This is a genomic window from Streptomyces sp. NPDC005374, from assembly GCF_042872225.1.
In the GTDB taxonomy this organism is placed as follows: Bacteria; Actinomycetota; Actinomycetes; order Streptomycetales; family Streptomycetaceae; genus Streptomyces.
In genome coordinates, this window is sequence record NZ_JBIAKA010000003.1 from 28,888 (window position 1) to 44,204 (window position 15,317).

The 15,317-nt window shown below is 69.8% G+C and carries 16 protein-coding genes; 6 read left to right on the forward strand and 10 right to left on the reverse strand.

Going from position 1 to position 15,317, the window contains the following annotated elements:
• Window positions 1–36 precede the first annotated feature (36 nt).
• Both ACFYRX_RS08625 and ACFYRX_RS08630 read left to right on the forward strand, forming a co-directional pair.
• Window positions 37–231 carry a DUF3046 domain-containing protein gene (locus ACFYRX_RS08625; RefSeq protein WP_389097604.1) on the forward strand — a complete coding sequence of 65 codons (195 nt, stop codon included), beginning with the start codon at window positions 37–39 and terminating at the stop codon, window positions 229–231.
• 126 nt (window positions 232–357) lie between these two features.
• The gene (locus tag ACFYRX_RS08630; RefSeq protein ID WP_389097605.1) at window positions 358–1,638 is read left to right on the forward strand and encodes an AI-2E family transporter; all 1,281 of its coding nucleotides are present in this window, start codon (window positions 358–360) and stop codon (window positions 1,636–1,638) included.
• An 11-nt stretch (window positions 1,639–1,649) separates the two neighbouring features.
• Here the strand turns inward: ACFYRX_RS08630 and ACFYRX_RS08635 are convergent, their stop codons facing one another.
• Together ACFYRX_RS08635 and ACFYRX_RS08640 are read right to left on the reverse strand one after the other, a co-directional pair.
• Window positions 1,650–2,456, reverse strand: coding sequence for a hypothetical protein (locus tag ACFYRX_RS08635; protein WP_389097606.1), 807 nt, complete (start codon window positions 2,454–2,456; stop codon window positions 1,650–1,652).
• The gene (locus ACFYRX_RS08640) at window positions 2,456–2,896 is read right to left on the reverse strand and encodes a hypothetical protein (RefSeq protein WP_389097607.1); all 441 of its coding nucleotides are present in this window, start codon (window positions 2,894–2,896) and stop codon (window positions 2,456–2,458) included. Before ACFYRX_RS08640 ends, ACFYRX_RS08635 begins: the two co-directional genes overlap by 1 nt.
• Window positions 2,897–3,228: 332 nt before the next feature.
• On the opposite strand from ACFYRX_RS08640, the gene recA reads away from it, so the two are divergent.
• Window positions 3,229–4,356 (forward strand): recombinase RecA, encoded by a 1,128-nt coding sequence (gene recA / locus ACFYRX_RS08645; protein ID WP_389097608.1) that lies wholly within the window; start codon window positions 3,229–3,231, stop codon window positions 4,354–4,356.
• Between the two features lie 4 nt (window positions 4,357–4,360).
• Window positions 4,361–5,296, forward strand: coding sequence for a recombination regulator RecX (recX, locus tag ACFYRX_RS08650; protein WP_389097609.1), 936 nt, complete (start codon window positions 4,361–4,363; stop codon window positions 5,294–5,296).
• Window positions 5,297–5,593: 297 nt separating this feature from the next.
• Here the strand turns inward: recX and ACFYRX_RS08655 are convergent, their stop codons facing one another.
• The 7 genes from ACFYRX_RS08655 to ACFYRX_RS08685 all read right to left on the reverse strand — a co-directional run bounded on the left by ACFYRX_RS08655 (window position 5,594) and on the right by ACFYRX_RS08685 (window position 11,539).
• A complete protein-coding gene (locus ACFYRX_RS08655; protein WP_389097610.1) occupies window positions 5,594–6,130 on the reverse strand; it encodes a cysteine dioxygenase in 537 nt (178 codons plus the stop codon).
• A gap of 77 nt (window positions 6,131–6,207) precedes the next feature.
• A complete protein-coding gene (locus ACFYRX_RS08660) occupies window positions 6,208–6,255 on the reverse strand; it encodes a hypothetical protein (protein ID WP_309506048.1) in 48 nt (15 codons plus the stop codon).
• 116 nt (window positions 6,256–6,371) lie between these two features.
• On the reverse strand, window positions 6,372–7,976 hold the full coding sequence (locus tag ACFYRX_RS08665) for an FAD-dependent monooxygenase (RefSeq protein ID WP_389097611.1): 1,605 nt from the start codon (window positions 7,974–7,976) through the stop codon (window positions 6,372–6,374).
• 188 nt (window positions 7,977–8,164) lie between these two features.
• Complete coding sequence (locus ACFYRX_RS08670; RefSeq protein WP_389097612.1) at window positions 8,165–9,082, reverse strand: amino acid ABC transporter permease; 918 nt, start codon at window positions 9,080–9,082, stop codon at window positions 8,165–8,167.
• Window positions 9,079–9,747 carry an amino acid ABC transporter permease gene (locus tag ACFYRX_RS08675; RefSeq protein ID WP_389097613.1) on the reverse strand — a complete coding sequence of 223 codons (669 nt, stop codon included), beginning with the start codon at window positions 9,745–9,747 and terminating at the stop codon, window positions 9,079–9,081. The genes ACFYRX_RS08670 and ACFYRX_RS08675 overlap by 4 nt, the downstream gene beginning before the upstream one ends.
• A 105-nt stretch (window positions 9,748–9,852) precedes the next feature.
• Window positions 9,853–10,701, reverse strand: a complete 849-nt coding sequence (locus tag ACFYRX_RS08680) for a glutamate ABC transporter substrate-binding protein (RefSeq protein ID WP_389097614.1) — start codon at window positions 10,699–10,701, stop codon at window positions 9,853–9,855.
• A 61-nt stretch (window positions 10,702–10,762) separates the two neighbouring features.
• Entirely contained in the window at window positions 10,763–11,539 is a 777-nt protein-coding gene (locus ACFYRX_RS08685; RefSeq protein WP_389097615.1) for an amino acid ABC transporter ATP-binding protein, read from the reverse strand.
• A 300-nt stretch (window positions 11,540–11,839) separates the two neighbouring features.
• Here ACFYRX_RS08685 and ACFYRX_RS08690 point away from each other — a divergent pair, with 300 nt between their 5' ends.
• Together ACFYRX_RS08690 and ACFYRX_RS08695 are read left to right on the forward strand one after the other, a co-directional pair.
• Window positions 11,840–12,526 carry a response regulator transcription factor gene (locus ACFYRX_RS08690; protein WP_389097616.1) on the forward strand — a complete coding sequence of 229 codons (687 nt, stop codon included), beginning with the start codon at window positions 11,840–11,842 and terminating at the stop codon, window positions 12,524–12,526.
• Window positions 12,527–12,669: 143 nt separating this feature from the next.
• Window positions 12,670–14,052: an ATP-binding protein gene (locus ACFYRX_RS08695; RefSeq protein WP_389097617.1), complete on the forward strand. Its 1,383-nt coding sequence runs from the start codon at window positions 12,670–12,672 to the stop codon at window positions 14,050–14,052.
• A 29-nt stretch (window positions 14,053–14,081) separates the two neighbouring features.
• Here the strand turns inward: ACFYRX_RS08695 and ACFYRX_RS08700 are convergent, their stop codons facing one another.
• Window positions 14,082–15,077 carry a TAXI family TRAP transporter solute-binding subunit gene (locus ACFYRX_RS08700; RefSeq protein ID WP_389097618.1) on the reverse strand — a complete coding sequence of 332 codons (996 nt, stop codon included), beginning with the start codon at window positions 15,075–15,077 and terminating at the stop codon, window positions 14,082–14,084.
• Between the last annotated feature and the right edge of the window lie 240 nt (window positions 15,078–15,317).

The following is a 15,317-nucleotide window of genomic DNA, read 5'->3' on the forward strand; positions in this document are numbered from 1 at the left end:
GCTCAGGCCCACCCTCAGGGGCGGGATACTGGAGTCATGCGGTTGACGGTCTTCTGGCAGCGGATGGCGGAACACTTCGGTCCGGGGTACGCCGACACCTTCGCGCGCGATCACGTGATGACGGAGCTCGGCGGCCGAACGGTGCACGAGGCGCTGGACGCCGGCTGGGACGCCAAGGAGGTGTGGCGCGTGGTCTGCAGCGTCATGAACGTGCCTGGGGAGAGGCATTGAGCGGTCGTGGACATCCGGGGGAAGAATCGCCCACTGGTCGTGAACATCTCACGAAAGAGGCGCTGACCGGTCACGAAGATCGCGGGACGGCGGCCGATTGTCAGTCGCGTGGGCGAGACTTGGTTCGTGGCACCCACTGACGAGACCGGGCAGACAGCCCCACAGGCATCTCCGTTCGGCACGACACCGCCCACGCCGCCCTCGGCCGGCACCGGGCCGAACACCCGCATGCCGCGCTGGCTGCCGCGCGCCATGGTGCTCGCGCTCGCCCTCATCGCCGTGTTCCAGCTTGGCAGTTGGGCCTTCCACCAGCTCATCGGGCTGCTGATCAACATCCTCATCGCGTTCTTCCTGGCCCTAGCCATCGAACCCGCGGTGAGCAAGATGGCCGCGCGCGGCATGCGCAGGGGGCTCGCCACCTTCCTCGTCTTCTTCGCGGTGCTGATCGCGGTCGCGGGCTTCGTCACGCTGCTCGGTTCGATGCTCGCCGGCCAGATCATCAAGATCGTCGAGGATTTCCCGGACTACCTCGACTCCGTCATCGCCTGGATCAACGGGCACTTCCACACCGATCTGAAGCGCGTGGACGTCCAGGAGGGGCTGCTGCGCTCCGACTGGCTGCGCAACTACGTGCAGAACAGCGCCACCGGTGTCCTGGACGTGTCCGCCCAGGTCCTCGGCGGGCTCTTCCAGCTGCTGACGATCGCTCTGTTCTCGTTCTACTTCGCCGCGGACGGCCCGCGGCTGCGCCGCACGATCTGTTCCGTCCTGCCGCCCGCCCGGCAGGCCGAGGTGCTGCGCGCCTGGGAGATCGCCGTGGACAAGACCGGCGGCTACATCTACTCGCGCGGTCTGATGGCGCTCGTCTCCGGAGTCGCGCACTACGTACTGCTCCAGGCCCTCGACGTGCCGTACGCGCCCGTGCTCGCCGTGTGGGTGGGCCTGGTCTCGCAGTTCATCCCGACCATCGGCACCTATCTCGCGGGCGCCCTGCCGATGCTGATCGCCTTCACGGTCGATCCCTGGTACGCGCTGTGGGTGCTGGTCTTCGTGGTGATCTACCAGCAGTTCGAGAACTACGTGCTCCAGCCGAAGCTGACCTCGAAGACCGTCGACATCCACCCCGCGGTCGCCTTCGGCTCGGTCATCGCGGGTACCGCTCTCCTCGGTGCCGTCGGCGCCCTGATCGCCATCCCGGCGGTCGCCACGCTCCAGGCGTTCCTGGGGGCGTACGTGAAGCGGTACGACGTCACGGACGATCCCCGGGTCCATGGGCACCGGAAGGGGGGCGGCGGGCCCTCGCCGGTCACACGCGCGCGTGCGCTGTGGGAGCACCGGCGGCAGGGGACGCAGGACTCCGACGACGGCTCGTCCTCGTCCTCGTCCTCGTCCTCGTCCTCGTCTTGAGGGTGCCGGGGTCAGTGGGCGCCAGCGGCCCACACCCCGGCGCCGATGACGGCCGCCACGTAGCAGCCGATCGCCGTGTACAGGGTCCGCCGCCGCACTGTCTCGCTCCAGGGTGCGTGGGACAGCAGCCACGCCAGTGCGGGCAGGACCAGGACCGCGTGCAGACTCACGCCGTGCAGCGGCTTGAGCGGGGCGGTCGAGCGGTAGGCCGCCTCCTGGTGGCCGGTACGGGTGAGGACGACACCGCGCGCGATCATCGCGGCACCCGAGGAGAGTGCGACGAGGAGGATCGCGAACCCCGACCGCACCGCGAGGTCCATCCCCGCGGGACCCGACGGCCGGTGCCGGAACGATGCGAGGGCGAACACCGTCAGCAGCACCACGAGGATGCCGCCGCCCACCGCGAGCGTCATGGACACCGCCGTGTCGAAGGGGGTCTCCATGTCGAGGTGCGAGGGCACTCCGCGCCACGCCTGGAGGGTGATGCCGCCGACCTCCACCACACAGTCGGCCGCGAACACCGCGAGCAGCAGGGTGCGCAGCCGGGTGCCGACACGCAGATACGACGTGACCCAGGTGACCGCGGTCAGCGTCGCTCCGAAGGACACCCCGAACGTCACCGGCTTGCGCCAGGAGACCGGCCCGTCCCAGGGGCCGCCGTCCACGGCGAACACGATCAGATGCGCGAGCCCGGAGAGGACCAGGACGACACCGGTGACGTGGCAGAGACGCGCCACGCGGCGTGCACCGGACACCCGCGACGCCGGCACCGATGACCGCGTCGGCGCTACGGGCGCTTCCGCAGGAACCGAGTCCATCAGGCCGGCGCTCCTTTCCGGGCAGGAGTGGTCGTGGTCCCGGCGAGCGCAGGGGCGGTGAGTGCGCCACGTCCGGCGAGCGCAGGGGCGGTGAGTGCGCCACGTCCGGCGAGCCGCAAGGCGATGAGCGTGGTGTTCCCCGAGGGGAGGTGCTCGCCGGTGTTCGGGACAAGGGGCGCGCCGACGAACAGACCCGTCCCGGGGGCGAGGCCGGTCGTCCGACGGTTCGCGTGCCGGATCAGCAGGCCCGCTGCCACGAGCGGAACCACCGGGCCGGGCGGGAGGGCGGGACGGTTCGCCCGGGCCTCGATCGGTCCGACGGTGGACGCGCTCGGCAGGAGCGGTGCGGGCGGGGTCGCGATCACGGCAGGGTGACGCGCTGTCCCGACGACGTTCGCGGTCGGCGGGGCCGTGTCCCGGGTACTCGTCCTGGTCTCCATGGCGCAAGGCTCGCGGCAACGGTCCATCCGGTCGTCGTACCGGCGAAGGCTCCTGCAGTACGCCGGGGGAAGTAGCCGGAGCGCGCCCCAGGAGGCGGCCGGAGCCTGTCCGAGGAAGTGGCTCGGGTGCCGCGTGGTGCGCTTGACACGTAAATCGAACATCCATTCTTATGGAAGCTCCGGCTAGGCAAGCAATGGGTGTTTCGGCATGGTTTGCATGAATAAATACCCGGGTTATCCACAGGCCGGACGGGCGTCGGGACGCATTGTCAGTGGCAGGCGTTAGCGTCTTTGACGTGAAGCGATCGACTCAAGCAAATCGGGTGGAACCCATGGCAGGAACCGACCGCGAGAAGGCGCTGGACGCCGCGCTCGCACAGATTGAACGACAGTTCGGCAAGGGCGCCGTGATGCGCCTGGGTGAGCGGCCGAACGAGCCCATCGAGGTCATCCACACAGGGTCGACCGCGCTCGACGTCGCCCTCGGTGTCGGCGGCCTGCCGCGCGGCCGAGTGGTGGAGGTGTACGGCCCGGAGTCCTCCGGCAAGACGACGCTGACGCTGCACGCGGTGGCGAACGCGCAGAAGGCCGGCGGCCAGGTGGCGTTCATCGACGCCGAGCACGCCCTCGACCCCGAGTACGCGAAGAAGCTCGGCGTCGACATCGACAACCTGATCCTCTCCCAGCCGGACAACGGCGAGCAGGCTCTGGAGATCGTGGACATGCTGGTCCGCTCCGGTGCCCTCGATCTGATCGTCATCGACTCCGTCGCCGCGCTCGTCCCGCGCGCGGAGATCGAAGGCGAGATGGGTGACAGCCACGTCGGCCTCCAGGCTCGTCTGATGAGCCAGGCCCTGCGGAAGATCACCAGCGCGCTCAACCAGTCGAAGACCACCGCGATCTTCATCAACCAGCTCCGCGAGAAGATCGGCGTCATGTTCGGCTCCCCGGAGACCACGACCGGTGGTCGGGCGCTGAAGTTCTACGCCTCGGTGCGACTCGACATCCGCCGCATCGAGACCCTCAAGGACGGCACCGACGCGGTCGGCAACCGCACCCGCGTCAAGGTCGTCAAGAACAAGGTCGCGCCGCCCTTCAAGCAGGCCGAGTTCGACATCCTCTACGGGCAGGGCATCAGCCGCGAGGGCGGCCTGATCGACATGGGCGTGGAGAACGGCTTCGTTCGCAAGGCCGGCGCCTGGTACACGTACGAGGGCGACCAGCTGGGGCAGGGCAAGGAGAACGCGCGCAACTTCCTGAAGGACAACCCCGACCTCGCCAACGAGATCGAGAAGAAGATCCTGGAGAAGCTGGGGGTCGGTGTGCGTCCCGAGGAGCCGGGCGCCGAGCCGGGTGCGGACGCGGCGGCCACCGCTCCGGCGGACGACACCGCCAAGGCGGCGTCCACGCCTGCAGCGGCCAAGGCCGCCAAGACCAAGGCCGTCGCTGCCAAGAGCTGAGACCGTGACACGGCGAACCGACTGGACCGAGTACGCCTCCCCGGACGCCCCGCGTGAGCGGGGAAGGGGCGGCGGCAGCCACGGAGCGGACACGCGCCGGGGCAGCCATGCGGAAGAGGCCGCACGGCGCGGCGACGAGGGATACGGCAGCACGTCGTCGTACGGCACCGACGGGCCCTACGACGGCTGGCCGGACGAGATCACCGGCAAGGGTGACCGGCCGGAAGAGGAGGCGCCGGGCGGCGAGTGGCCGGAGGGCGGCTCGGCGCGCGGCTCGGTCTTGCCCGGTGGAGACTCGCGCCGGGGCGGCCGTAGGGCACGTGGCGAGGGTGGCTCACCAGGGGGACGTGGACACCGTAGGCGCGGCTTCGGGGAGCCGTCGCCCGGTGAGGACGGAGGCGGCCCCTCCTCGTCGAGGGCCGGGAAGGGGGAGCCTCCGGCGGACCCGGTGGAGCGGGCGCGGGCGATCTGCCTGCGCCTGCTCACCGGGACCCCGCGTACGCGGAAGCAGCTCGCCGATGCCCTGCGCAAGCGGGAGATCCCGGACGACGCCGCCGAGGAGGTGCTCTCGCGGTTCGTGGAGGTCGGGCTGATCAACGACAGCGCGTTCGCGGACGCCTGGGTGGAGTCCCGGCACCATGGCCGGGGGCTCGCGCGGCGGGCGCTCGCCCAGGAGCTGCGGACCAAGGGCGTCGACCCCACGCTGATCGACGCGGCCGTCTCGCAGCTCGACTCCGAACAGGAGGAGGCGACGGCACGTGAGCTGGTCGACCGCAAGCTGCGTGCCACGCGTGGCCTCGACCGCGACAAGCGACTGCGCCGCCTCGCCGGCATGCTCGCCCGGAAGGGCTACTCCGAGGGCATGGCCCTACGGGTGGTCCGCCAGGCGCTGGAGGAGGAGGGCGAGGAGACGGAGTTCCTCGGCGACGAGGGGGGCTGAGGACGGGGGGTGGCAAACGGGGGAGTTGTCATGCGCGTCGGCTGCGGCGGCGGGGTGTGGTGCGCGGGCAGGTCTCCTCTGTCCAGCTGCCGCTGTGGGGCCGTCCGTCCCCGACCCGTTCGGCGCCCACCGGCGCTCCGCCAAGAGCCGCACGCGCGAAGTACCGGCTGACGGGGGCGGTCGACGGCCGGCAGGGCGCAGGGGCCCGACCGGCCCCGCCCGTGCTCGTACTCCACCGAAGCGCCCCCTGCGTCAACTCGTCGATGCAGGGCGGCTGTCAGGCCGTAAGGCTGTCGCTCACTGCCAGTCCTCCGGCCGCTCCACGTGCTCCAGCCGCAGGGTCTGGCCCGTGCGGCTGTAGCGGCGGATCTGGGGGAGGGGCGGGTAGTAGGCGTGCACGGAGATCGCGTGGACCTCGGCGGACTCGTTGAGCACCTCGTGGACGTGGTGCTGTCCGAAGGAACGGCCCTTGCCTGACGGCAGCCGTCGTTCGCGGTCCACGTCGTCGGAGAGTTCGAGAGTCTTCCAGCCGTCGGCGGGCAGCCGGGCGGCGAGGGAGTTCTCCTTGAGCTCGCCGGCGGCGATGGTGAAGGCGCCGACCGATTCCGCGTGGTCGTGCCAGCCGGTGCCGGTCCCCGGCGGCCAGCCGATCAGCCAGGCCTCGCTGCCGCCGGGCCCCTCCAGGCGCACCCAGGTGCGGCCCTCCGGGTCGAGCGGGAGCGAGTCGATCAGCCCGCTGTCGGCGGCGGTGCGCCGTACGAAGTCGAGGAGTTCGGCCTGGGTGGGCGGCGCGATGGAGGGGGAGGTCGACGGGAAAGCGGGGGAGACAGACACGGTCTACCGTCCTGAGAAGAGTTCGCGGCAGCGTGCCGTCGCATGAACGCGGCACGCGGGGAAGGAAAGAGGCGAATTCAGCAGGACGGGCGACACACGCAGCCCGCATAGCGGACGAGGTCCATATGGACCCTCCGCCACAGGCGCACACAGGTGTCGGTCACGATGCGGAGTACACCATGAGGGCCCGGGGCGTTTCAACTCACCGTCACTATGTGGACGCACGGTGACGGTGTGCACGTCAACGTGAGCCGGCTCCCGCGTTCGCCTCGGCCTTCGCCGGAGGCCCGCCGAGCGCCGTCTCGGCCGCCGAGTACAGGTCCGCAGGACGAACCCCGCTCAGCGCCGTGACGAGGTGACCGTCGGGCCGTACGAGAAGGACCGTGTGCGGGGCCGCGCCCGGGTACTCCTCGGCGACCAGCAGCTCGGCGGAGTGCGGCAGCGCGGTCACCGCCGCGGCCAGCCGGGGCATGATTCCCGCGGTCACCCAGTGCTTGCGCTCCCACACGCCGGTGCCCGGCGCGATCAGGACGACGAGCAGCGCGCCCCGGCCGAGGCGCTCGCGCAGCCGTACGAACGAACCGTCCTCGGCGGTCACCCGCACATCCTCGACCGGGGCCCCCGGCGAGGTGTCGACGGGCACCTCTCCTTCGAGGTGCCGGGGTGCGAGGGGCGAGTCGGCGTACGCCCCCGGCGCACCCAGTGGGCCGCGCCCCAAGTGACCGTCCGTGAGCAATGCGTCGTGGCCGCGGGCCGAGCCGGGGACGACCGCGCGCAGGCCCCCGCCGCCGCGCAGCAGCGGCAGCGCCTGGTCGGCGGCGCGCAGCCGACCGGCGACGACCGCGCGGCGCTCGGCCTGGTAACTGTCCAGAAGCGCCTCGTGCGGCCCGTGGTGCCAGGCCAGGGCCAGCTTCCAGGCGAGGTTGTCGGCGTCCCTGAGGCTTTCGTCGAGTCCCTGGGTGCCGAGCGCCCCGAGGCAGTGCGCCGAGTCCCCGGCGAGAAAGACCCGGCCGGCGCGCCAGCGGCGGGCCAGCCGGTGGTGCACGGTGTGGACTCCGGTGTCGAGGAGTTCGTACGGCGGTGTCGGGCCGCCCGTCCAGCCGGCGAGGGTCTCCCGGACGCGGGCCACGAGGAGTTCGGGCGTGACCAGGTCCTTGCCGGGCGGCAGCAGCCAGTCCAGGCGCCAGACGCCGTCGGGAAGAGGGCGCGCGGTGATCTCCCCGGCCGACTGACCGGATGTCCGCCACGGTGGCATCCGGTGCAGCAACGCCCGGTCCTCCCAAGGGAGTTCGGTGCGCAGGGCGGCGACCGCGTGGCGCTCCACCGCGGTGCGACCCGGGAAGCGGATGTCCTGGAGCTTGCGCACGGTGGAGCGCGGACCGTCGCAGCCGACCAGGTAACTGCCGCGCCACCACGTGCCCTTGACGCCGCGGGTGTGGGCGGTGACGCCCGCGGGCTCCTGTTCGATCGTGTCGAGACGGCTGTCCGTGACGAGCCTGGTCAGCCGCTCCTCGGCGAGGGCCGCGCGCAGGGCGCCGGTCAGGACGTGCTGGGCGAGGTGCAGGGGGGCGTCCCCGGCCTCCTCGAAGTCGACCTCGCGCATCACCTGCTTGCGGCGCATCGACCGCCATCCGGCCCAGTGCAGGCCAAGCTCGGTGACCGGAACTCCGGTCAGCCGGGCCATGAGGGCGGCGGTGTCCTCGTGCAGTACGGCCGTTCGGGCCAGGCGGGGTTCGTCCTTGTCCGGGCCCTCGTCGAGGACCACCGAGGGGACCTCCTGACGCGCCAGTGCCAGGGCGAGCGTGAGCCCGACGGGCCCCGCTCCGACGATGATCACCGGGTCCACGGCGTGGCGCCCCCTGCCCGCAGCGGCGACCCGAGAGACGTATGTGAACAGGAGATTGGGGCAGGGTGCACGATCACAGAACGTATGCAACCCATTGCCGGTGCTTGCGTCAAGTGACGGAGGCAGTGGCGATCATGCCACTGCCTCCGTGTCGTTCACGCTTATGGTTCAGGCTACTTGACTGATCATCAGAATCCGCCGCCACCGGTGTTCTCGCCGGTCCCGAAGGTACCGCGCACCGCCGCCGGGTTGACCTCCACCATGTCCTCGCCGAGGACGGCGCCCGTGCTCTTCTTGCTGCGCCGCAGCCTGCGCTCCAGCCAACTCGCGAAGCTGGTGAGGATGAAGTTCAGCACGATGTAGATGACGCCCACGACGATGAAGCTGGGGATGACGTTGGCGTAGTTGGCGGCCAGCGTGCTGCGGGAGTTGAGCAGCTCGGTGAAGCCCAGCATCACGCCGCCCAGCGCGGTGTCCTTCACGATGACGACCAGCTGGCTGACGATGGCCGGCAGCATCGCGGTGACGGCCTGCGGGAGCAGGATGCTGGTCATCGTCTGGCCCTTGCGCAGGCCGACCGCGTAGGCCGCCTCCGTCTGCCCCTTGGGCAGGGAGAGGATGCCGGCCCGGACGACCTCGGCGAGGACCGAGGCGTTGTAGAGCACCAGGCCGGTGACGACGGCGTAGAGGGGCCGTTCCTCGCTGCTGATGCCCATGGAGGAGCGGACGTAGAACTCGTTGGCGAAGAGCATCAGCAGCAGCACCGGGATGGCCCGGAAGAACTCGACCACCGTGCCGGCCACGCCCCGAACCCAGGCGTGGTCGGACATGCGGGCGATGCCGAAGGCCGCGCCCAGCGGAAGGGCGATCACCATGGAGATCGCCGCGGCCTTCAGCGTGTCACCGAGGCCGGGCAACAGATACGTCGTCCAGGCCTCGCTGGTGGTGAAGGGCTCCCAGAGGTTCCACTCCAGCTGGTTCTTGTCGTCCAGCTTCTGCCACACCCACCACAGCAGGAGGGCGAGCAGGAGTGTGAAGACGACCGACAGGAGGACATTGCGCCGTTTGGCGCGAGGGCCCGGAGTGTCGTAGAGGACCGAGCTCATCGCTTCACCGCCAGTCGCTTGGCGAGCCAGCCGAGGAGGAGGCCCATGGGCAGGGTCAGTACGACGAAACCGAGGGCGAAGACCACGCCGATGAGCAGCGTCTGAGCCTCGTTCTCGATCATTTCCTTCATGAGGTACGCGGCCTCGGCGACACCGATCGCGGCGGCCACGGTGGTGTTCTTGGTCAGCGCGATCAGCACGTTGGCCAGCGGGTTGATGACCGCGCGGAAGGCCTGCGGCAGCACGATGAGGCGCAGGGTCTGGGTGAAGTTCAGCCCGATCGCGCGGGCCGCCTCGGCTTGGCCGAGCGGCACCGTGTTGATGCCGGAGCGGATCGCCTCGCAGACGAAGGCCGCGGTGTAGGCGGTGAAACCGAGCACCGCCAGCCGGAAGCCCTGGACCTTGAAGTCGCCGGAGGCGCCCATCGTCACGCCGAAGATGTCGGCGAGACCGAGTGAGGTGAAGATGATGATGACCGTCAGCGGGATGTTCCGGACGATGTTGACGTAGGCGGTGCCGAACCCACGCATCAGCGGGACCGGGCTGACCCGCATCCCGGCCAGCAGCGTGCCCCAGATCAGGGAGCCGACGGCGGAGAGGGCGGTGAGTTTCACCGTCATCCAGAACGCCCCGAGGACGTCGTAACCTTCAAGAAAGTCGAACACGATCTCCCGCGCTTCCGGGTGTGTGGCGTGTGGCCTACGTGGACGGGCGCGGCGCGCCGCCGCCCTGATCGTGGCGGGCGGCGGCGCGCCGGTGGGAACCCTGCGTTACTTGACGATGACGCCGATCTTCGGGGCGGGCTCGTTCTTGTAGCCGGCCGGGCCGAAGTTGGCGTCGACCGCCTTCTGCCAGGAGCCGTCGCTGACCATCTTCGTCAGGGCCGCGTTGACCTTGTTGACGGTCGCGGTGTCGCCCTTCTTCACACCGATGCCGTAGTTCTCGTTGCTCAGCTTGAGGCCGGCGAGCTTGAACTGACCCTTGTACTTGTCCTGTGCGGCGAAGCCCGCGAGGATCGAGTCGTCCGTGGTCAGCGCGTCGACGGCGCCGCTCTGCAGGGCGGCGATGCACTCCGAGTAGCCGGAGTTCTCGCGCAGGTTGGCCTTCGGGGCGAAGTCGTTCTTGACGTTCTGCGCCGAGGTCGAACCGGTCACCGAGCACAGGTTCTCGCCGTTGAGGTCCGTGGCCTGGCTGATCTTGGAGTCCTTCTTGACCAGCAGGTCCTGGTGGGCCAGCAGGTACGGGCCCGCGAAGTCGACCTTCTTCTTGCGCTCGTCGTTGATCGAGTAGGTGGCCGCGATGAGCTTCACGTCGCCGCGGGAGAGCGCGTTCTCACGGTCGGCGCTCTTGGTCTCGACCCACTCGATCTGGTTCGCGTTGTAGCCGAGCTGCTTGGCCACGTACGTGGCCACGTCCACGTCGAAGCCGGAGTAGGAACCGTCGGGCTCCTTCAGGCCGAGGCCCGGCTGGTCGAACTTGATGCCGATCTTGATCTTGCCGCCACCGCCGCCGCTGGAGCTCGAGCTCGCGTCGTCCTTGCTGTCGCCGCCGCAGGCGGTCGCGGACAGGGCGAGGGCGAGGACGGCGGCCGAGGCGGCGGTGACCTTGCGGAGCTTCATGGGGAACATCCTTTGGGAGGTGAAGAGATGAGAGCCGTCGGTGGTCGATCCGGGTGGCACGTCAGTGGTGCAGGATCTTCGACAGGAAGTCCTTGGCACGGTCGCTGCGCGGGTTGCTGAAGAACTGGTCGGGCGCAGCCTCCTCGACGATCCGGCCGTCCGCCATGAACACCACGCGGTTTGCGGCCGATCGTGCGAACCCCATCTCGTGTGTCACGACGATCATGGTCATCCCGTCGCGGGCGAGCTGCTGCATGACCTCCAGCACCTCGTTGATCATCTCAGGGTCGAGCGCCGATGTGGGCTCGTCGAAGAGCATGACCTTGGGGTCCATCGCCAACGCCCGCGCGATGGCGACTCGTTGCTGCTGACCGCCGGACAGCTGGGCGGGGTACTTGTCCGCCTGGGTGGCGACGCCGACCCGGTCGAGCAGGGCGCGCGCCTTCTCCTCGGCCTGCTTCTTGTCGGCCTTGCGGACCTTGATCTGGCCCAGCATCACGTTCTCGAGCACGGTCTTGTGCGCGAACAGGTTGAAGGACTGGAAGACCATTCCGACGTCGGCGCGCAGCCGGGCCAGTTCCTTGCCTTCCTGGGGCAGCGGCTTGCCGTCGATGGTGATCGAACCCGTGTCGGTCGTCTCCAGACGGTTGATGGTGCGGCACAGGGTGGACTTTCCGGACCCGGAGGGTCCGATGACCACGACGACCTCGCCGCGGGCGATCGTCAGGTCGATGTCCTGGAGTACGTGCAACGCGCCGAAGTGCTTGTTGACGCTCTTCAGGACGACCAGCTCGCCGGTGGGGACCGCATCTTCCTTGGCCACCGATACTTCGGTCATCGCTCTCTGGCTCCGTCCTCCTCGGTTTCGGAGGACAGTAGTAACCTCACGCGACCAGCGTCATCACTCTTGAGGGGAATCTGAGCATCACGATCCGATAGCAATCGGACACGTGTCGTAGCACTTGTCACCAGTGCGCATATCGGCCGGATAACGGAACCGCGACGCAACCGGAACCCTCTTGACGCCGTCCTCGTCCATCAGCATGACTGCACGGTGCGCACGCGCGTGGGCGCACCGATATTTGCACCTGTTCACCGCATATTCAGATAGTACGTCCGATGGGTCAAGGGGGCCGGGGTGAGACTTCTCCTCGTCGAGGACGACAAGCATGTGGCCGCCGCGCTGTCCGCGGTGCTCGCCCGGCACGGTTTCGACGTCACGCACGCCCGCAGCGGCGAGGAGGCACTCAGGGCGCTCGTCCCGGAGAGCGACGGCTTCGGGGTCGTGCTCCTCGATCTCGGACTGCCCGACCAGGACGGCTACGAGGTGTGCGGCAAGATCCGCAAGCGCACCAGCACCCCGGTGATCATGGTCACCGCGCGCTCCGACGTGCGCTCCCGCATCCACGGCCTCAACCTCGGCGCCGACGACTACGTGGTCAAGCCGTACGACACCGGGGAACTGCTCGCCCGTATCCACGCCGTCAGCCGGCGCACCGTCCACGAGGACGTCCAGGACGGCGGGGACACCGCGCTGCTGCTCGGCGCCGTACGCATCGAACTGCCGACCCGTCAGGTCACCGTGGACGGTACGGTCGTGCAGCTCACCCGCAAGGAGTTCGACCTCCTCGCGCTGCTCGCCCAGCGGCCCGGCGTGGTCTTCCGCCGTGAGCAGATCATCAGCGAGGTCTGGCGCACCAGCTGGGAGGGGACCGGCCGCACCCTGGAGGTCCATGTGGCGTCCCTGCGCGCGAAGCTGCGGATGCCGGCACTGATCGAGACGGTGCGGGGAGTGGGGTACCGGCTTGTCGCTCCTGCGGTGTGAGGGCGGAACGGGCGGTCCTGCGAGGGCGGGCGGCGGAGCGAGGAGAAGGTGGCTGTGACAGTGGGTGAGTGCGAGGTCGGCGTGTGCGGTGGCGCGTGCGCGGCTGTCGGCGGCCGGTCTCGGTACGGGTCGTAGGGGACTTCGTGCGCACACGTCTTCTTCCGCTGCTCATCGTCCTGATGGCGGCCGTTCTGATGGCCCTCGGTGTGCCGCTCGCCGTCGGCGTGGCCTCCGCGCAGCAGCAGAAGGTCGTCGTCGACCGGATCGACGACACCGCGCACTTCGCCGCGCTCGCGCAGTTCGTCACCGACGCCTCGGACGAGCGCCTGGAGACCCTGGAAAGCGAACTCGCCAGCTACTACAACGTCTACGGCATTCGCGTCGGTGTCTTCTACGACGGTGATGTACCCATGGCCACCGCACCGCGCGGATGGTTCCTCCCCCGCGAGGGTGAGGTGCGCGAGGCGTTCGGTGAGGCGCTGCTCAGCCGCCGCAGTCAGGATCCGAAGCAGGTGTGGCCCTGGCAGCGGGGACGACTGGTCGTCGCCTCGCCGGTGATCCGGGACGGTGACGTCATCGCGGTCGTCGTCACCGACTCGCCCACCGGGCCGATGCGTTCGCGGATCCTCCAGGACTGGCTCGTCATCTTCGCCGGCGAACTGGCCGCGATGCTGCTGGCCGTCGGTGCCGCGCTGCGGCTGACCGGCTGGGTGCTCAGGCCCGTGCGGGTGCTCGACGCCACCACCCACTCGATCGCGAGCGGGGCCCTGAAGTCCCGGGTCGCGGTTGCCGGCGGCCCGCCCGAACTCCGGCGCCTGGCACGGTCGTTCAACGAGATGGCGGACAACGTCGAGGATGTGCTGGAGCAGCAGCGGGCCTTTGTCGCCGACGCGTCGCACCAGTTGAGGAACCCGCTCGCCGCCCTGCTGCTGCGCATCGAGCTGCTTGCCTTCGAACTCCCCGAGGGCAACAGCGAGATCGCCTCGGTCCAGGCGGAGGGCAAGCGGCTCGCCCAGGTTCTCGACGACCTCCTCGACCTCGCGCTCGCCGAGCACGCCGAGGCCGATCTGAGGATCACCGACATCGGGCAGCTCACCGCCGAGCGGGTCGCCGCCTGGACGCCCACGGCCGAGGCCAAGGGCGTGCGGCTGGTGGGGAGTTGCCCGCCCACCACGGCGTGGGCCGACCCCGTCACCCTGTCCAGCGCCCTGGACGCGGTCATCGACAACGCGGTCAAGTTCACGCCGAAGGACGAGACCGTCCAGGTCACTGTCGCCGCGGACGGGGACACCTCGACCGTCGTGGTCACCGACCTCGGGCCCGGGCTCACCGACGAGGAACTCGCGCGTGTCGGTGACCGGTTCTGGCGCAGCGGGCGACACCAGAACGTCAAGGGATCCGGACTGGGGCTGTCCATCTCGCGGACGCTGCTGGCGGCGGGGGGCGGGACGATCTCGTACGGTCACCATGAACCGCACGGGCTGGTGGTGACGGTGTCCGTGCCGCGTAGTGGGCCTACGGTCTGAGGCTCTCCGCTACGGTTTGAGGCTCTCCACTACGGCTTGACCGAGCGGTAGTAGCGGCGGGCGCCCTCGTGGAGGGGTACCGGGTCGGTGTAGATCGCGGTGCGTACGTCGACCAGTTGGGCGGAGTGGACGTCGTGGCCGATGCCGTCCCTGCTCTTGATCACGGTCCGGGTGAGCCACTCCGTGAGCTCGGGGTTCATGTCCTTGCGGGTGATCAGCAGGTTGGAGACGGCCATCGTCGGGACGGTCGTGTTGTTCTGGACGGACGGGTACGCCGACGCCGGCATGTTGGTGGCACGGTAGTAGCGGGTGGGTTCGCCCTCGGCATGCAGCTTCGCCACCAGGGACGGCTCTATCGGGACGAACCGGAAGGCGGAGCGTTCGGCCAGCTTCTTCAGACCGTCGGTGGGCAGGCCGCCGGACCAGAAGAACGCGTCCAGGCCGTGGCCGAGGAGATTCGGGCCGGTGTCGATGCCCTCGGCCCTTGGCTGGATGTCCTTCTCCGGGTCGATGCCCGAGGCGGTGAGCACGCGGTCCGCGATCAGCCGTACGCCGGAGTCGGGGGAGCCGATGGAGACTCGCTTGCCCTTGAGGTCGGCCAGCGTGTGGATGTCCGAGTCGGACGGGACGACCAGCTGGACGTAGTCGTCGTAGAGGCGGGCGACTCCGCGGAGCCGGCCGGCGCCGGGTTCGCCGTTCTGCTGGTAGGTCTCGACGGCGTCGGCCGCGGCGATGGCGAAGTCGGACTTTCCGGTCGCCACGAGTTTGACGTTCTCCTGGGAGCCGGCGGTGGTCTCCAGTTTCACCTTCAGGTCCGGCATGTCCTCGCGGAGCGCCTTGCGGAGGAGGACGCCGTACTTCTGGTAGACGCCTGCGCGGGTGCCCGTGCTGAAGGTGATGGTTCCGCTCGGGGGGTCCTCGCCGAGGGGGAGCAGCCACCACAGGATCAGACCGAGGGCCACGAGGGCGGCGGCCGCGCTCTGGAGGGCCTGGCGGCGGCTGAAGCGGGGGGACGGCTTGGACATGGCGGTGATCCTGCCAGGGGGTGTGGGGGGCTGGCCAGGGGGCTCCTGGCCTGTGCGGCTTGGTGGGGGCTGGGGTTGTGCGCAGTTCCCCGCGCCCCTTTGTGCCTGCGGTGCGTTGTGGGTCGGGGCCGGGGGGGGGGGGGGGGGGGGGGGGGGGGGGGGGGGGGGGGGGGGGGGGGGGGGGGGGGGGGGGGGGGGGGGCGCGGGGGGGGGGGGGGGCCCCCCCCCCCCCCCCCCCCT

Excerpts from the sequence above, each read along its gene's own strand:
- ACFYRX_RS08625 (WP_389097604.1), top strand. The coding sequence starts at position 37 with ATGCGGTTGACGGTCTTCTGGCAGCGGATGGCGGAACACTTCGGTCCG.
- ACFYRX_RS08640 (WP_389097607.1), bottom strand. The coding sequence starts at position 2,896 with ATGGAGACCAGGACGAGTACCCGGGACACGGCCCCGCCGACCGCGAAC.
- ACFYRX_RS08635 (WP_389097606.1), bottom strand. The coding sequence starts at position 2,456 with ATGGACTCGGTTCCTGCGGAAGCGCCCGTAGCGCCGACGCGGTCATCG.
- ACFYRX_RS08680 (WP_389097614.1), bottom strand. The coding sequence starts at position 10,701 with ATGAAGCTCCGCAAGGTCACCGCCGCCTCGGCCGCCGTCCTCGCCCTC.
- ACFYRX_RS08685 (WP_389097615.1), bottom strand. The coding sequence starts at position 11,539 with ATGACCGAAGTATCGGTGGCCAAGGAAGATGCGGTCCCCACCGGCGAG.
- recA (WP_389097608.1), top strand. The coding sequence starts at position 3,229 with ATGGCAGGAACCGACCGCGAGAAGGCGCTGGACGCCGCGCTCGCACAG.
- ACFYRX_RS08700 (WP_389097618.1), bottom strand. The coding sequence starts at position 15,077 with ATGTCCAAGCCGTCCCCCCGCTTCAGCCGCCGCCAGGCCCTCCAGAGC.
- ACFYRX_RS08670 (WP_389097612.1), bottom strand. The coding sequence starts at position 9,082 with ATGAGCTCGGTCCTCTACGACACTCCGGGCCCTCGCGCCAAACGGCGC.